Annotated in this window: 20 protein-coding genes; all 20 read left to right on the forward strand. The window is 41.5% G+C overall.

Features of this window, described 5'->3' with window-relative positions:
* Nucleotides 1-14 precede the first annotated feature (14 nt).
* The 20 genes from MHH61_RS17375 (at nucleotide 15) to dapG (ending at nucleotide 18,974) form a co-directional block, all read left to right on the forward strand.
* A complete protein-coding gene (locus MHH61_RS17375) occupies nucleotides 15-821 on the forward strand; it encodes a trans-aconitate 2-methyltransferase (RefSeq protein ID WP_034623589.1) in 807 nt (268 codons plus the stop codon).
* Nucleotides 822-1,524: 703 nt separating this feature from the next.
* Nucleotides 1,525-1,998 (forward strand): ribosome maturation factor RimP, encoded by a 474-nt coding sequence (gene rimP, locus MHH61_RS17380; RefSeq protein ID WP_003211398.1) that lies wholly within the window; start codon nucleotides 1,525-1,527, stop codon nucleotides 1,996-1,998.
* Between the two features lie 32 nt (nucleotides 1,999-2,030).
* Nucleotides 2,031-3,146, forward strand: coding sequence for a transcription termination factor NusA (gene nusA / locus MHH61_RS17385; RefSeq protein WP_024424140.1), 1,116 nt, complete (start codon nucleotides 2,031-2,033; stop codon nucleotides 3,144-3,146).
* A gap of 15 nt (nucleotides 3,147-3,161) precedes the next feature.
* Nucleotides 3,162-3,446, forward strand: coding sequence for a YlxR family protein (locus MHH61_RS17390; protein WP_024424139.1), 285 nt, complete (start codon nucleotides 3,162-3,164; stop codon nucleotides 3,444-3,446).
* The gene (locus MHH61_RS17395; protein ID WP_024424138.1) at nucleotides 3,439-3,741 is read left to right on the forward strand and encodes a YlxQ family RNA-binding protein; all 303 of its coding nucleotides are present in this window, start codon (nucleotides 3,439-3,441) and stop codon (nucleotides 3,739-3,741) included. Before MHH61_RS17390 ends, MHH61_RS17395 begins: the two co-directional genes overlap by 8 nt.
* A gap of 19 nt (nucleotides 3,742-3,760) precedes the next feature.
* Nucleotides 3,761-5,881 carry a translation initiation factor IF-2 gene (infB, locus tag MHH61_RS17400; RefSeq protein ID WP_024427003.1) on the forward strand — a complete coding sequence of 707 codons (2,121 nt, stop codon included), beginning with the start codon at nucleotides 3,761-3,763 and terminating at the stop codon, nucleotides 5,879-5,881.
* Nucleotides 5,878-6,156, forward strand: coding sequence for a DUF503 domain-containing protein (locus MHH61_RS17405; protein ID WP_024424137.1), 279 nt, complete (start codon nucleotides 5,878-5,880; stop codon nucleotides 6,154-6,156). Before infB ends, MHH61_RS17405 begins: the two co-directional genes overlap by 4 nt.
* A gap of 17 nt (nucleotides 6,157-6,173) precedes the next feature.
* Nucleotides 6,174-6,524, forward strand: coding sequence for a 30S ribosome-binding factor RbfA (gene rbfA, locus MHH61_RS17410; protein ID WP_007499525.1), 351 nt, complete (start codon nucleotides 6,174-6,176; stop codon nucleotides 6,522-6,524).
* Nucleotides 6,525-6,592: 68 nt separating this feature from the next.
* Nucleotides 6,593-7,522 (forward strand): tRNA pseudouridine(55) synthase TruB, encoded by a 930-nt coding sequence (truB, locus tag MHH61_RS17415; RefSeq protein ID WP_024427004.1) that lies wholly within the window; start codon nucleotides 6,593-6,595, stop codon nucleotides 7,520-7,522.
* A 17-nt stretch (nucleotides 7,523-7,539) separates the two neighbouring features.
* A complete protein-coding gene (ribF, locus tag MHH61_RS17420; protein WP_034623584.1) occupies nucleotides 7,540-8,505 on the forward strand; it encodes a bifunctional riboflavin kinase/FAD synthetase in 966 nt (321 codons plus the stop codon).
* A gap of 140 nt (nucleotides 8,506-8,645) precedes the next feature.
* Entirely contained in the window at nucleotides 8,646-8,915 is a 270-nt protein-coding gene (rpsO, locus tag MHH61_RS17425; protein ID WP_008354438.1) for a 30S ribosomal protein S15, read from the forward strand.
* Between the two features lie 181 nt (nucleotides 8,916-9,096).
* Nucleotides 9,097-11,214 (forward strand): polyribonucleotide nucleotidyltransferase, encoded by a 2,118-nt coding sequence (gene pnp, locus MHH61_RS17430; protein WP_024424134.1) that lies wholly within the window; start codon nucleotides 9,097-9,099, stop codon nucleotides 11,212-11,214.
* Between the two features lie 124 nt (nucleotides 11,215-11,338).
* A complete protein-coding gene (locus MHH61_RS17435) occupies nucleotides 11,339-12,292 on the forward strand; it encodes a polysaccharide deacetylase family protein (RefSeq protein ID WP_024424133.1) in 954 nt (317 codons plus the stop codon).
* Between the two features lie 33 nt (nucleotides 12,293-12,325).
* Nucleotides 12,326-13,555 carry a pitrilysin family protein gene (locus MHH61_RS17440; RefSeq protein WP_025092599.1) on the forward strand — a complete coding sequence of 410 codons (1,230 nt, stop codon included), beginning with the start codon at nucleotides 12,326-12,328 and terminating at the stop codon, nucleotides 13,553-13,555.
* Nucleotides 13,556-13,628: 73 nt separating this feature from the next.
* Nucleotides 13,629-14,549 (forward strand): aminoglycoside phosphotransferase family protein, encoded by a 921-nt coding sequence (locus tag MHH61_RS17445; RefSeq protein ID WP_034623581.1) that lies wholly within the window; start codon nucleotides 13,629-13,631, stop codon nucleotides 14,547-14,549.
* Between the two features lie 71 nt (nucleotides 14,550-14,620).
* Nucleotides 14,621-14,893, forward strand: a complete 273-nt coding sequence (locus MHH61_RS17450; RefSeq protein ID WP_024424130.1) for a YlmC/YmxH family sporulation protein — start codon at nucleotides 14,621-14,623, stop codon at nucleotides 14,891-14,893.
* Nucleotides 14,894-15,015: 122 nt separating this feature from the next.
* The gene (gene dpaA / locus MHH61_RS17455; protein ID WP_024424129.1) at nucleotides 15,016-15,918 is read left to right on the forward strand and encodes a dipicolinic acid synthetase subunit A; all 903 of its coding nucleotides are present in this window, start codon (nucleotides 15,016-15,018) and stop codon (nucleotides 15,916-15,918) included.
* Nucleotides 15,915-16,508 (forward strand): dipicolinate synthase subunit B, encoded by a 594-nt coding sequence (dpaB, locus tag MHH61_RS17460; RefSeq protein ID WP_125586769.1) that lies wholly within the window; start codon nucleotides 15,915-15,917, stop codon nucleotides 16,506-16,508. The genes dpaA and dpaB overlap by 4 nt, the downstream gene beginning before the upstream one ends.
* 139 nt (nucleotides 16,509-16,647) lie before the next feature.
* Complete coding sequence (gene asd / locus MHH61_RS17465; RefSeq protein ID WP_125586767.1) at nucleotides 16,648-17,667, forward strand: aspartate-semialdehyde dehydrogenase; 1,020 nt, start codon at nucleotides 16,648-16,650, stop codon at nucleotides 17,665-17,667.
* Between the two features lie 92 nt (nucleotides 17,668-17,759).
* Nucleotides 17,760-18,974 (forward strand): aspartate kinase, encoded by a 1,215-nt coding sequence (gene dapG / locus MHH61_RS17470; protein WP_125586765.1) that lies wholly within the window; start codon nucleotides 17,760-17,762, stop codon nucleotides 18,972-18,974.
* Nucleotides 18,975-18,988: the final 14 nt, after the last annotated feature.

Genomic DNA, 18,988 nt, shown 5'->3' on the forward strand with positions numbered 1-18,988 from the left:
AGGTGGTAAACCCTGTGATAATACAAGAAAAGATGAAAGAGCTTAAAGGGAAAAGAGCTCTGGCGCAGTCATGGTTTTTGGATTCAGAAAAAAGAAAAATAAGTTCAAATTATGATAATCGAGAAACGCCATTTACTCGATGTCTATCAGCTGAAACTTTCATTTCTTATTATCAACTAACATTCAAAAAAACCCCTGCCTCTATTTTAGATATAGGATGTGGACAAGGGCAGATGCTTGAGTATTTATCTAAGCAATTACCTCAAGCTGATTTGACTGGAATTGATTCATCTGAAGAAGCCATACATTGTGCAAATCAATTGAATTTAAAAGCTAATTTTATTTGTACAGATATCAAAAATTTTTCATCACATGCGAAAAGTTATGATGCGATTTTAATACATCTGTGTTTTGGGCTATTTGAAGATCCTTTAGCATTATTAGAACAGTTACTTCCTTATTTATCAAATGAATCTATTATTTATATAGTTGATTTAAATCGAGATAGTATAGAAAGTGGATTGAGTTCAGTTGAGAACAAAGAAGAAGAACTGTATTTATATGATCAATATCACGCCTCATTGACATTATCTGAGTTCGAGCAGTTACTCACCTATATGACCAAAACTAGAAAAGATATGATGTATAAGATTGGTACTTCTATAATTGGAGGGTTTAGCCCATTTAGTATGGAATTTTTATCGTTAATAGGAAATGAAAATTTACAACAAACGTTAAGGCAGGTTCCAGATGAATATAGCAATTCAGCACAGAAGACACCTTTACTTTTACATGCATGGCTGATTAAACAGTCTGGATAAATTCATTCCATATAAACATGGTTCTTTCTCTATGTATAATATGAAGGTTATCCGTTCAGTCTCCGCCTGCTCTTCGGGGAGTTCAATATGAATGATCTTTACATTGCTATTCCCTAAAAATTAGAACGCGGTTCTCTGAAGTGAGTGACAAAGGCAAAGTGCTTATTTCTTTAACGTTAAAGTACTTATCCATTAGGGGGGATGAAAAATTTGAAAGTGAAGGCTGTTTACTGATACACTCTTTGCTTCTATATAAATAACCATACTGTGTCATACAAAATGTTTTTTGGAAATAGAGATGGCTTAGTGTAGATGTTACTTTCTTTCATAGGGGAGCTCTGTTCTTCGCTCATTGCATTCAGGTGCATTATTACCAGTCCGCTCTATTCATAGTGGCTTTCCGTTTATATATAAAGGAAGAGAGAGGTATTAATGGTACTGAACATGCTGCAGTAATCGTTGAGCAAGTACCTATTATAAGGAGGAACTTCATTTGCATAAAAAAATTGGATATGGTATAGTTTTTATGGAAATGCTAACGATTACCGAGACAAGAGTGGGGAAACCCGCTCTTTTGTATTGAACAGGCAATTTTTGTCTCGACATTATTCATCCGTTTTCTGCTCCCCCTGCTCACATAAAGCAGGGTTTTTATGCAGAATGATTGATAAGAGCGTTTATCGAAAGCACAAGGAGGAAGAGAATGAGCAAAAAAGTAGTGGATGTCGTAAGCGAAATGGTGCAGCCAATTTTAGATGGCTTACAGCTTGAACTCGTTGATGTTGAATTTGTCAAAGAGGGTCAAAACTGGTTCCTTCGCGTGTTTATTGACTCTGATAAAGGTGTCGATATCGAAGAGTGTGCCAAAGTGAGCGAAGCCTTGAGCGAAAAGCTTGATGAGGCAGATCCGATTAGCCAAAACTACTTTCTTGAAGTGTCCTCTCCTGGAGCGGAGCGCCCATTAAAGAAAAAAGCTGATTTTGAAAAAGCACTTGGAAAAAATGTTTTCATGAAAACATATGAACCAATTGATGGTGAAAAAGCATTTGAAGGTGAGCTTACAAGCTTTGATGGTGAGATTGCAACAGTGACAGTGAAGATCAAGACAAGAAAGAAAGAGATCAATATTCCATACGAAAAAATTGCTAACGCAAGATTAGCAGTTTCGTTCAATTAACCTTTTCATTGATATAAGGGGGAACCATAAAAATGAGTAGTGAGTTGTTAGATGCCCTGACTGTTCTTGAGAAAGAGAAGGGTATTAGTAAAGAAATTATAATTGAAGCGATAGAAGCTGCACTCATTTCTGCATATAAGCGTAATTTTAATCAAGCACAAAATGTTCGTGTTGATTTAAACCGCGAAACGGGAACAATTCGCGTGTTCGCAAGAAAAGATGTTGTAGATGAAGTGTATGATTCTCGCCTTGAAATCTCAGTAGATGATGCAGCCAATATTAACCCGAATTACATGGTTGGTGACGTCGTTGAGATTGAAGTCACACCAAAAGACTTCGGACGCATTGCAGCTCAGACAGCGAAACAAGTTGTGACGCAGCGAGTGAGAGAAGCAGAGCGTGGTGTGATCTACACTGAGTTCATCGACCGCGAGGAAGACATTATGACGGGAATCGTTCAGCGGATTGACAGTAAATTTATTTACGTGTCACTTGGCAAAATCGAAGCCCTTCTTCCTGTCAATGAACAAATGCCAAATGAAGAATACAAACCACATGACCGCATTAAAGTGTTCATTACAAAAGTAGAAAAAACAACAAAAGGACCACAAATTTATGTGTCTAGAACACATCCAGGTCTTTTAAAGCGTTTATTTGAAATTGAAGTACCAGAAATTTATGATGGTACTGTAGAGCTTAAATCGGTTGCTAGAGAAGCTGGGGACCGTTCTAAAATATCTGTTCGTACAGATGATCCTGATGTTGATCCAGTTGGCTCCTGTGTTGGACCAAAAGGCCAGCGTGTACAAGCAATTGTCAATGAGCTAAAAGGCGAAAAAATTGACATTGTCCATTGGTCTAATGACCCGGTTGAATTTGTTGCCAATGCGCTCAGTCCATCAAAAGTACTTGATGTCATTGTGAATGAAGAAGACAAGGCGACAACAGTCATTGTCCCTGATTATCAGCTGTCATTAGCGATTGGTAAAAGAGGTCAAAATGCCCGCCTTGCAGCGAAGCTGACTAGCTGGAAAATCGACATTAAAAGCGAAACAGATGCAAGGGAACTCGGTATTTTCCCAAGAACTGAAGACTCTGAATCTCTTTTCTTAGAGGCTGAACCAGTAGCTGAGGAATCTGACGAATAAGAGGTGATATTAAAGGTGAAAAGCCGAAAAAAAATCCCGCTTAGAAAATGCGTCGTGACGGGAGAAATGAAACCAAAGAAAGAACTGATCCGTGTTGTTCGTTCTAAAGAAGGAGAAGTGTCTGTTGACGCTACCGGAAAAATGAACGGACGCGGAGCTTACCTTTCTCTCGATAAAGAAACCATTCTTGCGGCAAAGAACAAACGCAGTTTACAGCAGCAATTTCAGACACAGATTGACGAACACATATTTGAAGAATTACTAGAACTAGCTGAAAAGGTGAAAAAACCTAATGAATGAATCTGAATGGTATCCTTTGCTTGGTCTAGCAAATCGAGCTCGTAAAGTCGTGTCAGGAGAAGATCTGGTGATCAAAGAAATTAGACATGCGCGTGCTAAGCTGGTTCTTCTTGCAGCAGATGCCTCATCTAACACAGAGAAAAAGGTATCTGACAAATGCAAATTTTATAATGTTCCGGTTAGAAAAGTTGAAGACCGTTCCGTTCTCGGACGTTCTATTGGGAAAGAAGCTCGCGTAGTTGTCGCTGTCACTGACCAAGGCTTCGCTAAGAAGCTCATAAGCTTGCTCGATTAATTTATTTGGGGGTGAACGAATGGCTAAAGTGAGAGTATATGAATACGCAAAAGCCATAGATGTTTCAAGTAAAGATATTATAGCAGCGCTTAAGGATATGAACGTGGAAGTGAACAACCACATGGCGACGCTTGAAGACGACACTGTGAAAAAGCTAGACGCTATCTATAAAAAAGCCAAAGCAAAAGAGACAGCTAACGAGAAACCCGCAGAACAAAAAAAACAATCATCTAACAAAAACAATGATAGAAAGAAGAATGACGTGCAGAATAATCAATTTAATAAAAACAAAAAAAACAACAACCAAAATAAAAACAAAAATAAACGCGGTGGAAATAACAAACCGCAGCATCAGCAAGCTAGACCTGTGAAGCCTAAAAAAGAGCTTCCTGAAAAAATTGAATTTACAAATTCAATGACCGTCGGCCAGCTGGCTGATGAGCTTGGAAAAGAAACAGCTGAAATCATCAAAAAGCTGATGATGCTTGGTGTCATGGCAACGATCAACCAAGAACTTGATAAAGATACAGTTGAATTAATCGCTTCTGAATATGGTGTTTCAGTAGAGGAAGTCATTATTTTAGAAGAAACTGAACTTGAAAAGTATGAAGTTGAAGATAAAGAAGAAGATATGCAAGTACGCCCTCCAGTTGTAACGATCATGGGACACGTTGACCACGGGAAAACAACTCTTCTTGACAGTATTCGTAAGACAAAAGTCGTCGAAGGCGAAGCAGGTGGAATCACGCAGCATATCGGTGCATACCAAATTGAAGAAAACGGCAAAAAAATTACGTTCCTTGATACACCTGGACACGCAGCATTTACAACGATGCGTGCACGTGGTGCCGAAGTAACGGATACGACAATTCTAGTCGTTGCAGCAGATGATGGTGTCATGCCTCAAACAATTGAAGCGATTAACCATGCGAAAGCGGCAGAAGTGCCAATCATTGTCGCTGTTAACAAAATTGACAAACCAACAGCGAACCCTGACCGCGTGATGCAGGAATTAACTGAGCATGGTCTTGTACCAGAAGCTTGGGGCGGCGAAACCATTTTCGTTCCACTATCTGCGAAAACAGGTGAAGGCATTGACGAATTGATCGAAATGATCCTTCTTGTCAGCGAAGTAGCAGAACTGAAAGCCAACCCTAATCGTGCGGCAAAAGGGACTGTCATCGAGGCTGAGCTTGATAAAGGAAGAGGTTCTGTTGCAACCCTTCTTGTTCAAACAGGTACACTTCATGTAGGTGACCCAATCGTTGTCGGAAATACATTTGGCCGTGTACGTGCAATGGTCAATGACATCGGCCGCCGCGTGAAAACAGCAGGACCATCTACACCTGTTGAAATCACTGGTTTAAACGATGTACCGAATGCAGGGGATCAGTTCCTTGTATTCAAAGATGAAAAGACAGCTCGTCAAGTCGGTGAGGCGCGTGCTTCTAAACAGCTGGACGAACAGCGTTCAGATAAAGCAAAATTATCTCTAGACGACCTATTTGAGCAAATCAAACAAGGTGACGTAAAAGATATCAACTTGATCGTGAAAGCAGACGTACAAGGCTCTGCTGAAGCATTAACAGCAGCTCTTCAAAAAATTGAAGTCGAAGGCGTAAAAGTGAAAATCATCCATACGGGTGTTGGAGCGATTACAGAATCAGACATCATTTTAGCAAGTGCTTCTAATGCTATCGTGATTGGCTTTAACGTACGTCCTGATGGAAATGCGAAGAGCACAGCTGAAACAGAGAACGTAGATATCCGCTTGCACCGCATTATCTATAAAGTCATCGATGAAATTGAAGCTGCGATGAAAGGAATGCTTGACCCTGAATATGAAGAAAAAGTCATCGGTCAAGTTGAAGTTCGTCAAACGTTCAAAGTATCTAAAATCGGTACAATTGCTGGCGGCTATGTAACTGAAGGAACGATTACAAGAGATAGCGGAATCCGCTTAATCCGTGACGGCGTCGTTATTTTTGAAGGCGAAGTTGACGTGTTAAAACGATTTAAAGATGATGTGAAAGAAGTTTCACAAGGCTATGAATGTGGTATTACCATTAAGAAATACAATGATATCCGTGAAGGTGATGTCATGGAATCATTCGTTATGCAAGAAATCGAAAGAAAATGATCGGTTATACCGAATGTGAGTGCATGATCTATGATGCATCCTCACTGAAGGAAAAACGTGCGGTTCTTCAGCGAATATTGACAAGAACGCGTCATAAATTCAATGTAACCATTGCTGAAATGGATTACCAGGATACATGGCAGCGTACATCAATCGGAATCGCCGTGATTTCCTCATCTCGGGTTCAAGTGGAAAAGGAGCTTCAGCGTGTATTAAGCTTTATCGATTCTTTTCCTGAAATTGAACGAACGATCACGAAAACTGAGTGGTTTTAATTAGAGGTGATAAGATCATGAGTATGAGAGCAACCCGTGTGGGTGAGCAAATGAAAAAAGAATTGGGCGACATCTTAGGCAGAAAGCTAAAAGATCCAAGAATCGGCTTTTTGACTGTAACTGATGTCGAAGTATCCGGTGATTTGCAAATTGCCAAAGTCTACATTTCTGTTCTTGGCGACGAGAAGAAAAGAGAGGAAACCTTAAAAGGTCTTGCAAAGGCTAAAGGGTACATCCGCTCTGAAATTGGCAATCGAATCAGACTTCGCAAAACACCAGAACTGCACTTTGAATTCGACGAATCTGTAGATTACGGAAATCGAATTGAAAGCCTGATTGCTGAATTAAACACAAAAGATCACGAATAAGACGTTGAAATAAGGATAGGCGATGATCGTCTGTCCTTTTTCATCGTTTATGAAAGGAGAGAACGCAGATGATAAATGGTGTTCTTTTATTACATAAAGAAAGAGGCATGACCTCACACGACTGTGTGTTTAAAGTAAGAAAAATTTTGCACACAAAAAAAGTCGGCCATACAGGCACCCTCGACCCAGAGGTTTCAGGTGTTCTTCCTATTTGTATCGGAAGAGCAACGAAGATTGTAGAATACTTAACAGATAAATCGAAAACGTATGATGCGGAGATCACGATTGGCTTTTCTACAACAACAGAAGACCAAACAGGTGAGATCGTAGAAGAAAAAAAAGTGGAAAAACCGATCTCAGAAAAAGAAATTGATGAGGCGCTGAAGCAGTTTGAAGGAACCATAGAACAAATTCCTCCCATGTTTTCTGCTGTGAAAATTGGCGGGAAAAAGCTCTATGAATATGCAAGAGAAGGCATTGAAATTGAGCGGCCGAGCCGAGAAATTACTATTCACCGTATCGAGCGGACTACACCTGTCACATATGAGGATGGTAGCGTGTCATTTAGGTTTACCGTTCTATGCTCAAAGGGAACGTATGTGAGGACATTAGCGGTTGATATCGGGAAGAAACTAGGGTTCCCAGCCCACATGTCACATCTCATTCGTACAGGGTCTGGTGATTTTACACTTGATGAATGTATCACGCTGGATGAGCTGCGAGATATAAGCGAGGAAGGAACTGTAGATGAGCACCTTGTCCCGATCGAGCGTGCGCTCAATCATTTGCCGAAATGGGAGATAAATGATACATTAGCAAGTAAAGTGGAAAACGGTGCAGTCCTGCCAATGCCTGATGAATTTGCTCATTTCGCAGAGGCGGATCGTGTCGCTGTTTTTGCTCCTTCAGGCCGTTGTCTGGCGATATATATGAAGCACCCGACCAAACAGAACCTGATGAAGCCGGCGAAGATCTTATCTCAGGACAAGCAATCTTAAAGAAAAGGTGACATCTCGTGAAGACTATACATATTTCACACCCACATACATTGAATCAAAAGGATCAAGTCCCGTCTGTTATGGCTTTAGGGTACTTTGACGGTGTTCACCTCGGGCATCAAAAAGTCATTGACGAAGCGAAAAGCATTGCGGAAAAAGAAGGATTGGCCTTAGCAGTCATGACCTTTCATCCGCATCCATCACATGTTTTGCAAAAGGCACGGGAACCAAAAGACTTAATTACACCGCTTGAGGATAAAATTGATTTTATCGAACAGCTGGGCGCTGACTATTTATACATCGTACAATTCAGCGAGAGCTTTGCAGCTCTATCTCCTCAAGAATTTGTGGATCAATATTTGGATGAATTGAATGTGAAGCACGCAGTAGCGGGGTTTGATTTTACGTTTGGCCGTTTTGGTGCAGGCACAATGGAAACGTTCGACGAATACGGAAAAGGCCGTATCAATGCAACCATCGTACCTAAGCTGTCCAATCAAGACAGAAAAGTCAGCTCCACTCTCATCCGTTCCGCATTAAAAAATGGGGATGTTGAATATGTGAGCGAGCTTTTAGGAAAACCTTATCAGCTTCGCGGCATTGTCATCCATGGAGACAAACGCGGACGGACGATCGGGTTTCCGACAGCTAATGTCGGCTTATCTGCTGAATACATTATTCCGCCAACAGGGGTATATGCTGTAAGAGCAGAAGTAAAAGGTAAAGTATATGACGGTGTTTGTAACGTTGGCTATAAACCAACATTTTATGAAAAACGTCCTGATCAGCCTGCCATTGAAGTAAACCTCTTTGATTTTAACGAAGAAATATATGGCCAGCCGATTAAATTACAATGGTTCAAGCGCATTCGAAGTGAACGAAAATTTAACGGAATCCAGGAGCTGACGGCTCAAATCAGTCAAGATAAAGAAGAAGCGATTCAGTTTTTTCAAGATCAGCATAAGCAAACAAAAAAATCATAGAAAAACTGCTCTACCATTTGCAAATTCAGCATATTTTTAGTATGATTATTCCTGTAGCTTTAAAACCACTTACTTGGCAGGCCGACTTCACCGACGGCTGCGAGGTAGATGGGGCTAACATGATTTGGAGGTGAAACAGGATGGCAATTACTCAAGAGCGTAAAACGCAATTAATTAATGAGTTCAAAACACACGAATCTGATACTGGATCTCCAGAAGTTCAGATCGCTGTCCTAACAGAATCAATTAACAACTTGAACGAGCATTTACGTACTCATAAGAAAGATCACCACTCACGTCGCGGTCTTTTGAAAATGGTAGGTAGACGTCGTAATCTTCTTACGTATCTACGTAATAAAGACGTAACTCGTTACCGTGAGTTAATTAACAAACTAGGCTTACGTCGATAATCGTAAAAAGCGGGAGGATTCCCGCTTTTTTATCGTATAATCACTAATATTTTATGGTTAAAATGTTGAAAGAATGGCAAATACCCTTCTACATACAGCTTTCACATTGATATGTGAAAATCATTTTGTTCATAATAAGAACTAACTAAAATTTTACGATAAGAGAGGAGTTTATCTCAGAATGGGACAAGAGAAACATGTCTTCACCATAGACTGGGCTGGACGTCAACTGACAGTTGAAACTGGCCAGCTTGCAAAGCAAGCAAACGGAGCGGTCCTCGTACGCTACGGAGATACGGCTGTGCTTAGCTCAGCAACAGCTTCTAAAGAACCAAAACCACTTGATTTCTTCCCGCTCACTGTGAACTACGAAGAAAGACTATACGCAGTAGGTAAAATTCCTGGCGGCTTCATTAAAAGAGAAGGCCGTCCAAGTGAAAAGGCGATCCTTGCGAGCCGCTTAATTGACAGACCAATTCGTCCGCTGTTTGCAGATGGATTTAGAAACGAAGTACAAGTCATTAGTATCGTCATGAGTGTGGATCAAGATTGTTCATCTGAAATGGCTGCAATGTTTGGCTCATCTTTAGCTTTATGTGTGTCTGACATTCCATTTGAGGGACCAATCGCCGGCGTTACAGTAGGACGAGTGGATGGAAAGCTGATCATTAACCCAAATGTGGAGCAGCTTGAACAAAGTGACATCAATCTTGTGGTTGCCGGAACAAAAGATGCGATCAACATGGTAGAAGCTGGTGCTGATGAAGTACCGGAAGAGACAATGCTTGAAGCGATCATGTACGGTCACCAAGAGATCAAACGCTTAATTGAATTCCAAGAAGAAATTGTGAAGGCAGTCGGTAAAGAAAAAATCGATATTCCTTTATATGAAGTAGATCAAACGTTAGCAGACGAAGTAAAAGCACTTGCTGAAGCTGACCTGCTGAAAGCGATTCAAGTACATGAGAAGCATGCGCGTGAGGATGCGATCAGTGCTGTGAAAAAAGCTGTAGTTGAGAAGTTTGAAGCAGAAGAACGTGACGAAGCAACGATTAAACAAGCGAAAGATGTATTAAACAAGCTTGTCAAAAACGAAGTTCGCCGTCTGATCACTGAAGAGAAAGTACGTCCAGATGGACGCGGCGTAGATCAAATCCGTCCACTTTCTTCAGAAGTAGGACTTCTGCCAAGAACGCACGGTTCAGGCCTATTTACAAGAGGACAAACACAGGCGCTCAGTATTTGTACATTAGGTGCACTTGGCGATGTGCAAATTCTTGATGGTCTAGGTGTTGAAGAATCAAAACGCTTCATGCACCATTACAACTTCCCGCAATTCAGTGTTGGTGAGACAGGTCCAATGCGCGGTCCAGGCCGTCGTGAGATCGGACATGGTGCACTAGGTGAACGTGCACTAGAACCAGTCATTCCATCCGAAAAAGATTTCCCTTATACGGTTCGCCTCGTTTCAGAGGTATTAGAATCTAACGGATCTACTTCACAAGCAAGTATTTGCGCGAGCACACTTGCGATGATGGATGCGGGTGTTCCAATTAAAGCACCAGTTGCAGGGATTGCAATGGGACTTGTGAAATCTGGGGAATACTACACAGTGCTGACAGACATTCAAGGAATGGAAGATGCACTTGGAGATATGGACTTTAAAGTGGCAGGTACATCAAAAGGTGTCACAGCCCTTCAAATGGACATCAAAATCGATGGCTTGTCAAAAGACATCTTAGAAGAGGCTCTTCAACAAGCGAAAAAAGGAAGAATGGAAATCTTAGACAGCATGCTGTCAACGATTCCTGCTTCTAGAGGAGAATTGTCTCGTTATGCACCTAAAATCTTAACGATGACAATCAATCCAGATAAAATTCGCGATGTCATTGGACCAAGCGGTAAACAAATCAATAAAATCATTGAAGATACCGGTGTGAAAATCGATATTGAACAAGATGGTACAATCTTTATTTCTTCTACAGAAGAAGATATGAACCAAAAAGCGAAGAAAATCATTGAAGATCTTGTGAGAGAAGTTGAAGTAGGACAGCTTTACTTAGGTAAAGTCAAACGCATTGAAAAATTCGGTGCCTTCCTTGAAATCTTCAGCGGAAAAGATGGACTTGTTCATATTTCTGAGCTTGCGCTTGAGCGTGTGGGCAAAGTAGAAGATGTCGTGAAACTTGGCGATGAATTACTTGTCAAAGTCACTGAAATCGATAAACAAGGCCGTGTGAACCTTTCTCGGAAAGCTGTTTTACGTGAAGAAAAGGAAAAAGAAGAAAAGCAGTCTTAATGAGATCAAATAAAATGTGTTAGAAGCCAGGTATCCGTGCCAGGCTTCTTTCTTTTCTTGCGCTAACAATAGTTCTAGCTTGTTTCTCCCCGTCATAATTTGTGGTAAAGGGGAGGGACAACCATTGAAAAAAACGTTACCATTCATTGTGTTTGTATTTTTACTGCTCGTGTCATATCAAACGATGAAGCAGCCGGCTGCTGTTACATATATTGAATCAATGAAAGAGCATGCCGAGGTTGCATCTGTTTCAAAAGATATTTTATTTCAGGAAATTGAATCGAAGTCTTCTGACTATGAAGTAAAGGCTCAAAATGCTAAGATTGATAAAGTGTGGAAAAAGATGCCTGGCTTAAATGGACAGACGGTTGATATCGATGCCTCTTATGAAAAAATGAAGAAACAGGGGTCATTCGATGAAAAGCTGCTTGTTTTTAATGAAACAAAACCATCTATTCATTTACATGAGCTTGGTCCAGAGCCCATTTATAAGGGACATCCAGATAAAAAAATGAATGCATTCCTGATCAATGTGGCTTGGGGTGACGAGCATTTAATCAACATGTTAAAGACGCTGGAAAAGCATCAAGTCAAGGCGACCTTTTTCTTAGAAGGCAAATGGGTGAAAAAAAGCACAGAGCTTGCTAAAAAAATCGTGGCAGATGGTCATGAAATTGGAAATCATTCATACAATCACCCAGATATGCGCACACTGACAAGAGAACGAGCATTAGAGCAGATAACGAAAACAAATCGCCAAATTGAAGAATCCCTTGGGAAGAAACCAAAATGGTTTGCGCCTCCAAGCGGCAGCTTTAAAGAAGAAACAGTCAAGCTTGCCAAACAAGAAGGCATGGAAACCATTATGTGGACAGTAGACACCATCGACTGGCAAAAACCATCCCCGGCTATTTTACAAAAGCGGGTGCTTGGGAAAATTCACAATGGGGCGATGATATTAATGCATCCAACAGATGCAACAGCGAAAAGTCTTGACGCACTTATCACTCAAATCAAGGAAAGAGGATATGAATTAGGGACGGTTTCTGACCTCCTAAGTGAAAAAAGACATCCGTGATGCGATCTGTTTGTTGAATAGGAGGAGCAAAACTTGGTCAAAACGTATACATGCCAAAATGGAGTAAGAATTGTACTCGAAAACAATCCCACTGTAAGGTCTGTCGCAATTGGCGTCTGGATTGGAACAGGCTCTAGACATGAGACACCTGAAATTAATGGGATCTCACACTTTTTAGAGCATATGTTCTTTAAAGGGACAAAGACAAGATCTGCACGTGATATCGCAGAATCCTTTGACCGCATTGGTGGTCAGGTGAATGCCTTTACATCAAAAGAATACACTTGCTACTATGCGAAGGTGCTTGATTCACATGCTGGCTATGCCCTCGATGTATTAAGCGACATGTTCTTTCACTCAGCTTTTGATGAAGAAGAGCTGAAAAAAGAAAAAAATGTGGTGTACGAAGAAATTAAAATGTATGAGGATACTCCTGATGACATCGTTCATGATTTATTAAGCAAAGCCATTTATGGGGATCATTCATTAGGATATCCGATTTTAGGAACTGAGGAAACACTCTCTACCTTTAACGGAGATTCGCTTAGAAAATATATGGATGAATTCTATACGCCGGACCGCGTCGTGATCTCTGTTGCAGGGAACGTAGATGAGACCTTTATTCGTGAGGTTGAAAAGCTGTTCGGTTCTTATGAAGGAAAAGGGAAAAAGCAGCCTGTAGAAGCTCCAGCATTTCATTATGACAAGCTCACACGCAAAAAGGAAACGGAACAAGCGCACCTATGCCTGGGCTTTAATGGCCTTCCAGCTGGAGATAAGGGCATCTATGACTTAATCGTCTTAAATAATGTTCTTGGCGGAAGCATGAGCAGCCGATTATTCCAAGATGTAAGAGAGGACAAAGGACTTGCTTATTCCGTCTTCAGCTATCACAGTTCATTTGCAGATAATGGAATGCTGACGATTTACGGCGGGACTGGAGCGAAGCAGCTAAACCTGCTCTCTGAGACCATCTTACAAACATTAGACGTCTTAAAGCGTGAGGGAATCACGCAGAAAGAACTAGAGAACTCTAAGGAGCAAATGAAAGGAAACCTTATGCTCAGCCTTGAAAGCACAAACAGCAAAATGAGCCGAAACGGTAAAAATGAACTGCTCCTTGGCAAACATCGGACACTCGATGAAATTATTGATGAAATCAACAGCGTCACATTAGACGGCGTGAATAACTTATCTAAACGCATCTTTACAGAAGATTATGCGCTCTCGCTTATTAGTCCGACGGGTGATCAGCCATCATAATGTAAACAACACGGCAGACTCAAAAAAGTCTGCCGTTTTATTGTAGGTAAAGAAGAAAGGGGTTCTGCTTTTTATGGAACATGAAAAGCTGAAACAGCTCTCTCCACTTCTGACACAAGCTTCTTTCCAAGCCATGACATCTGGTTTTTCGGGAGATCGTACCTTTTTGGTTACAATATCATCTAGTGAAAAGCTGGTGCTTAAGTTATCAGACATTCAAACGTATTCGCGTTATAAAAGAAAAGCATCATTTCAGCGGAAGTTAAAAGATCGAGGGATTCTTTGTTCTGAAGTGATTGAGATTGGAATGAGTGCTGAACTAAACTGTACCTATCGTATTTTCTCCTTTATCGAAGGCGAGAATGCTAGAGACTCCATCCATCTACTTACAAATGAAGAGCAGTATGAAATCGGGAGGCGGGCAGCGAGAGAGCTAAGTTTGATGCATACATGCCGTGCACCTTCTCATGTTCGTCCGTGGGATGAGAAAGTCATGGCAAAACATGAACGGTATGTACATGCCTATCAATCAAGTGGCGTGACGTTTTCCAATGATCAGTTTGTATTAGATTTTATCAAGTCGAATGTTGATGCGGTAAAAGAGAGGCCTAACCAGTTCCAGCATGATGATTTTCATTTAGGGAATATCATCATACAAGGTAATCAATATGCCGGTGTGATTGATTTCGATCAATCCGACTGGGGCGACCCGGTTCATGACTTTTATAAATTGTCCTTATTTAGTCGAGAAAGCAGCATTCCGTTCTCAGCTGGACAACTGGATCAATACGTGAGTACGCAGTCTACAAACGATTTTTGGCTTCTTTTTTCCATCTATACAGCAATGAGCTGCTTTTCATCTATCATCTGGACGCTTTCCTATGATCCGGGACATGTAAAAGACATGGTGAAACGAGTGGAGAGAATGCTAAAAGATCATAATTGCTTTCATCAACTTAAGCCTGTTTGGTATACCAACTCACATCATACATAACTTGAAAAGAGCAGGACGGTCTATTTCTTCCTTTTGCTGCATATATGATACGGAAGGGAAGTGATGCGATTTTGAGGCTGAGTGAACTGTCAGGAAAAGAGATCGTCGATATTAAAAGAGCGGAGCGGCTTGGCGTGCTTGGACAAACCGACCTTGAAATCAATGAACAGGACGGTCAAATTACAGCACTCATTATACCTTCCGTGAAGTGGTTTGGCTTTCGAAAACAAGGAAATGACATCCGCGTACCGTGGAATCACATTCAAAAAATAGGATCAGATATGATCATTCTCGATGTGCCTGAAGAACTTCAGCCGCACGGAGAAAAAGAGCACCCGCAATAATGGGTGCTCTTTTTCTTTTCTCTCTCTGATTCGTTCACAGGCTGAATCCTCTCCTCATATGCTGAAAGGGAGATTCAGAAAATATTACAGACTTTTTTAAATAAAGAAGGTGAACGGTCAGTATGTTGAGCGGTTTAACGGTTGCGGTGATCGGGGGAGATGCAAGGCAGCTTGAAATTATTCGCAAGTTGTCACAGCAGCATGCCAAAGTATTTTTGGTTGGATTTGACCAGCTGGATCATGGATTTATCGGTGCTGAAAAGCTGAAAATGTCTGAACTTCCATTCGAACAAGTAGACAGTATGATCCTGCCAGTATCTGGGACAACGGATGAAGGCGCTGTTGCTACCGTTTTTTCAAACGAGCAGGTCTTGCTGGAAGCTAAATATTTAGAAAGAACCCCTGCCCATTGTATCTTGTACTCAGGTATTTCAAATACGTACTTAGATAATCTGGCAAAGCAGGTGAACCGGAAGCTTGTGAAGCTGTTTGAGCGAGATGATATTGCCATATATAACTCTATTCCAACAGTTGAAGGAATTATCATGATGGCCATTCAGCAAACGGACTATACGATTCACGGGTCTCATGTCGCTGTTCTCGGACTTGGAAGAACAGGACTCACCATTGCCCGCACATTTCGGGCACTAGGGGCAGACGTAAAAGTAGGGGCGGCAGACACAGCACATTTAGCGCGGGCATTTGAGATGGGGCTTAATCCATTTTCAATGGACCAGTTAAAAGAGGAAGTAACGGATGTTGATATTATCATCAATACCATTCCAAGTCTTGTATTAGATTCATCTGTCATCGTCAGCATGACACCAAAGACACTCATTTTGGATATCGCCTCACGCCCAGGCGGAACAGACTTTGACTTTGCACAAAAGCACGGAGTGAAGGCACTTCTTGCACCAGGACTCCCGGGGATTGTTGCACCAAAAACAGCAGGACAAATCATTGCAAAAGTGCTTTCCGGGCTTTTATGTGAACTTGCGGAGGAAAAAAGGGGGATGGAATCATGACAACATTAAAAGGGAAAAGAATCGGCTTTGGTTTAACAGGTTCCCACTGTACGTATGAAGCTGTTTTTCCGCAAATCGAAGCGCTTGTAGATGAAGGGGCAGAGGTGCGTCCAGTGGTGTCGTACACGGTGCAGAGCACGAATACGAGATTTGGAGATGGAGCCGAGTGGATCGAGCGGATTGAGAAGCTGACTGGGTTTCAAGCGATTGACTCAATCGTGAAAGCAGAGCCGCTCGGGCCTAAGCTGCCGCTTGATTGTATGGTCATTGCTCCTCTAACTGGTAACTCGATGGCGAAATTTGCAAATGCCATGACAGACAGTCCTGTTTTAATGGCTGCAAAAGCAACCATACGGAATCATCGACCTGTCGTTTTAGGTATCTCAACAAATGATGCGTTAGGTTTAAATGGTACAAATCTGATGAGGCTCATGTCAACAAAAAATATTTTCTTTATTCCGTTTGGTCAGGATGATCCATTCAAAAAACCGACCTCTATGGTCGCGAACATGGATCTGCTATCTCAAACAGTAGAAGAGGCACTCCAGCATAGACAAATTCAACCAATTTTAATTGGACCAAACGAATAATAGATTCACTAGAAAATCATGAAAGATTCAAAAAAGATGCTTCAAGCCTTGCTTTTCTATGGTAAAATAAAATGTAAAAAGTCATAGGATGGCCATCCGAAAGAAAAGAATCATGGATGGGTCGGAAGGAGTTTTACTGATGGGAAGAGGATTGCATGTAGCTGTAGTTGGAGCGACTGGAGCTGTCGGTCAACAAATGTTAAAAACACTAGCTGACAGAGATTTTGAAATGGATAAACTTACTCTACTATCCTCAAAACGTTCTGCTGGAACAAAAGTGACATTCAGAGGTCAAGAGTACACTGTTCAGGAAGCAACACCTGAAAGCTTTGAAGGAGTGAACATCGCATTATTCAGTGCTGGAGGAAATGTTTCTAAAGCGCTGGCTCCTGAAGCAGTCAAACGAGGTGCGATTGTTGTTGACAACACAAGTGCTTTTCGTATGGACGAAAACATCCCTCTTGTCGTACCAGAGGTAAACGAAAAAGATTTGCATGATCATCAAGGGATCATTGCAAACCCTAACTGTTCAACGATTCAAATGGTAGCGGCATTAGAACCGCTTCGTCAGGCATATGGAATGAAAAAAGTCATTGTCTCTACGTATCAAGCAGTATCAGGTGCGGGACATGAAGCCATTGACGAACTATACAGCCAATCACAAGCCATTTTAAATAAAGAGGATGTAACACCAGAAGTCATGCCTTATCAAATTGCATTTAATGCGATCCCGCAAATTGATAAATTCCAAGACAACGGTTATACATTCGAAGAAATGAAAATGATCAATGAAACGAAAAAAATCATGCATATGCCTGAGCTGGAAGTAGCGGCAACATGCGTAAGGCTTCCAATTGAAACAGGTCATTCAGAATCTGTCTACGTCGAACTAGAATCAAATGATGCAACAGTGGAAGACCTCAAATCAATTCTAAAAGATGCACCAGGAATTACGCTGCAAGATGATCCGTCTCAGCAAATTTATCCAATGCCTGCAGATGCTGTTGGGAAAAACGACGTATTTGTCGGCCGCATTCGGAAAGATTTGGACCGTCCAAACGGGTTCCATATGTGGATTGTATCTGATAACCTGCTTAAAGGCGCTGCATGGAACTCAGTTCAAATTGCAGAAAGCTTAAAAGCATTAAAATTAGTTTAACATTCAATGGATGATGAGGACGAACAGAAGAGAGTTAGGCATCTTTCGCCTGCTCTCTTCTGTTACGTCAGAATGAACTTGGAGTGAAAACAGTGAAAATAATTGTCCAAAAATTTGGCGGTACATCTGTCAAAGATGATCAAGGTAGAAAAAGGGCACTTGCACATATCTTATCTGCAAAAGAGAAAGGCTATAAGTCGGTTGTTGTCGTTTCTGCAATGGGACGAAAAGGCGATCCCTATGCGACAGATACGCTGCTTGGTCTGCTTTACGGCAGCGCGCAGCATATGACAAATCGAGAAAAAGACTTGATTGTTTCCTGCGGAGAGAATATCTCAGCTGTTGTGTTTTCAAGTATGCTGAATGAAAACGGGCTAAAGGCTGTAGCGATGACTGGAGCTCAGGCGGGCTTTGTGACAGATAAGGAGCATACAAGTGCGAAAATTATTGACATGAAGTGCGAACGTCTGGAGGCAGCACTGTCTGAACATGATGTGGTCGTTGTCGCTGGGTTCCAGGGAGCCGCGAAAAATGGAGACGTGACAACAATCGGACGAGGTGGCAGTGATACGTCCGCTGCTGCTTTAGGCGCTGCATTGCAGGCAGACTTTATTGATATTTTTACAGATGTAGAAGGCGTTATGACAGCAGATCCCCGCATTGTTGAAAATGCAAAACCGCTGAGAGTCGTGACATATACGGAAATTTGCAACCTCGCATATCAAGGGGCAAAAGTCATTCACCCGCGAGCTGTCGAAATTGCGATGCAGGCAAAAGTACCAATGAGGGTCCGTTCAACATACTCTGATGATGAGGGCACACTCGTTACATCACACTACTCCGATAAAATGAGCCATGATGTGTACGACCGCCTCATTACGGGTATTGCACATGTCAATGATGTCACACAAATCAAAGTCCCTGCAAAAGAAGGTCAGTACAGCGTACAAACAGAGGTCTTCAAAGCAATGGCAAACGCACAAATCAGTGTCGACTTCTTCAACATCACACCGAGTGAAATTGTGTATACAGTGACAGGTGCAATGACTGAAAAGGCAACGTCGATCCTAAAAGAACTTGGCTATACACCAATTGTGACAACAAATTGTGCGAAAGTATCAGCTGTTGGCGCAGGCATTATGGGTGTACCAGGTGTCACATCGAAAATTGTAACGGCTCTATCCGAGCAAAACATTCCGATTTTACAATCGGCTGACAGTCATACGACCATTTGGGTGTTAGTGAACGAAAAAAACATGAGAGCGGCTGTCAATGCCCTGCATGAAGTGTTTGAACTTTCAAGATAAATGTGATTGAATCA

Origin of the sequence: Bacillus sp. FSL K6-3154, assembly GCF_040869395.1 — a bacterium.
In the GTDB taxonomy this organism is placed as follows: Bacteria; Bacillota; Bacilli; order Bacillales; family Bacillaceae; genus Bacillus; species Bacillus safensis.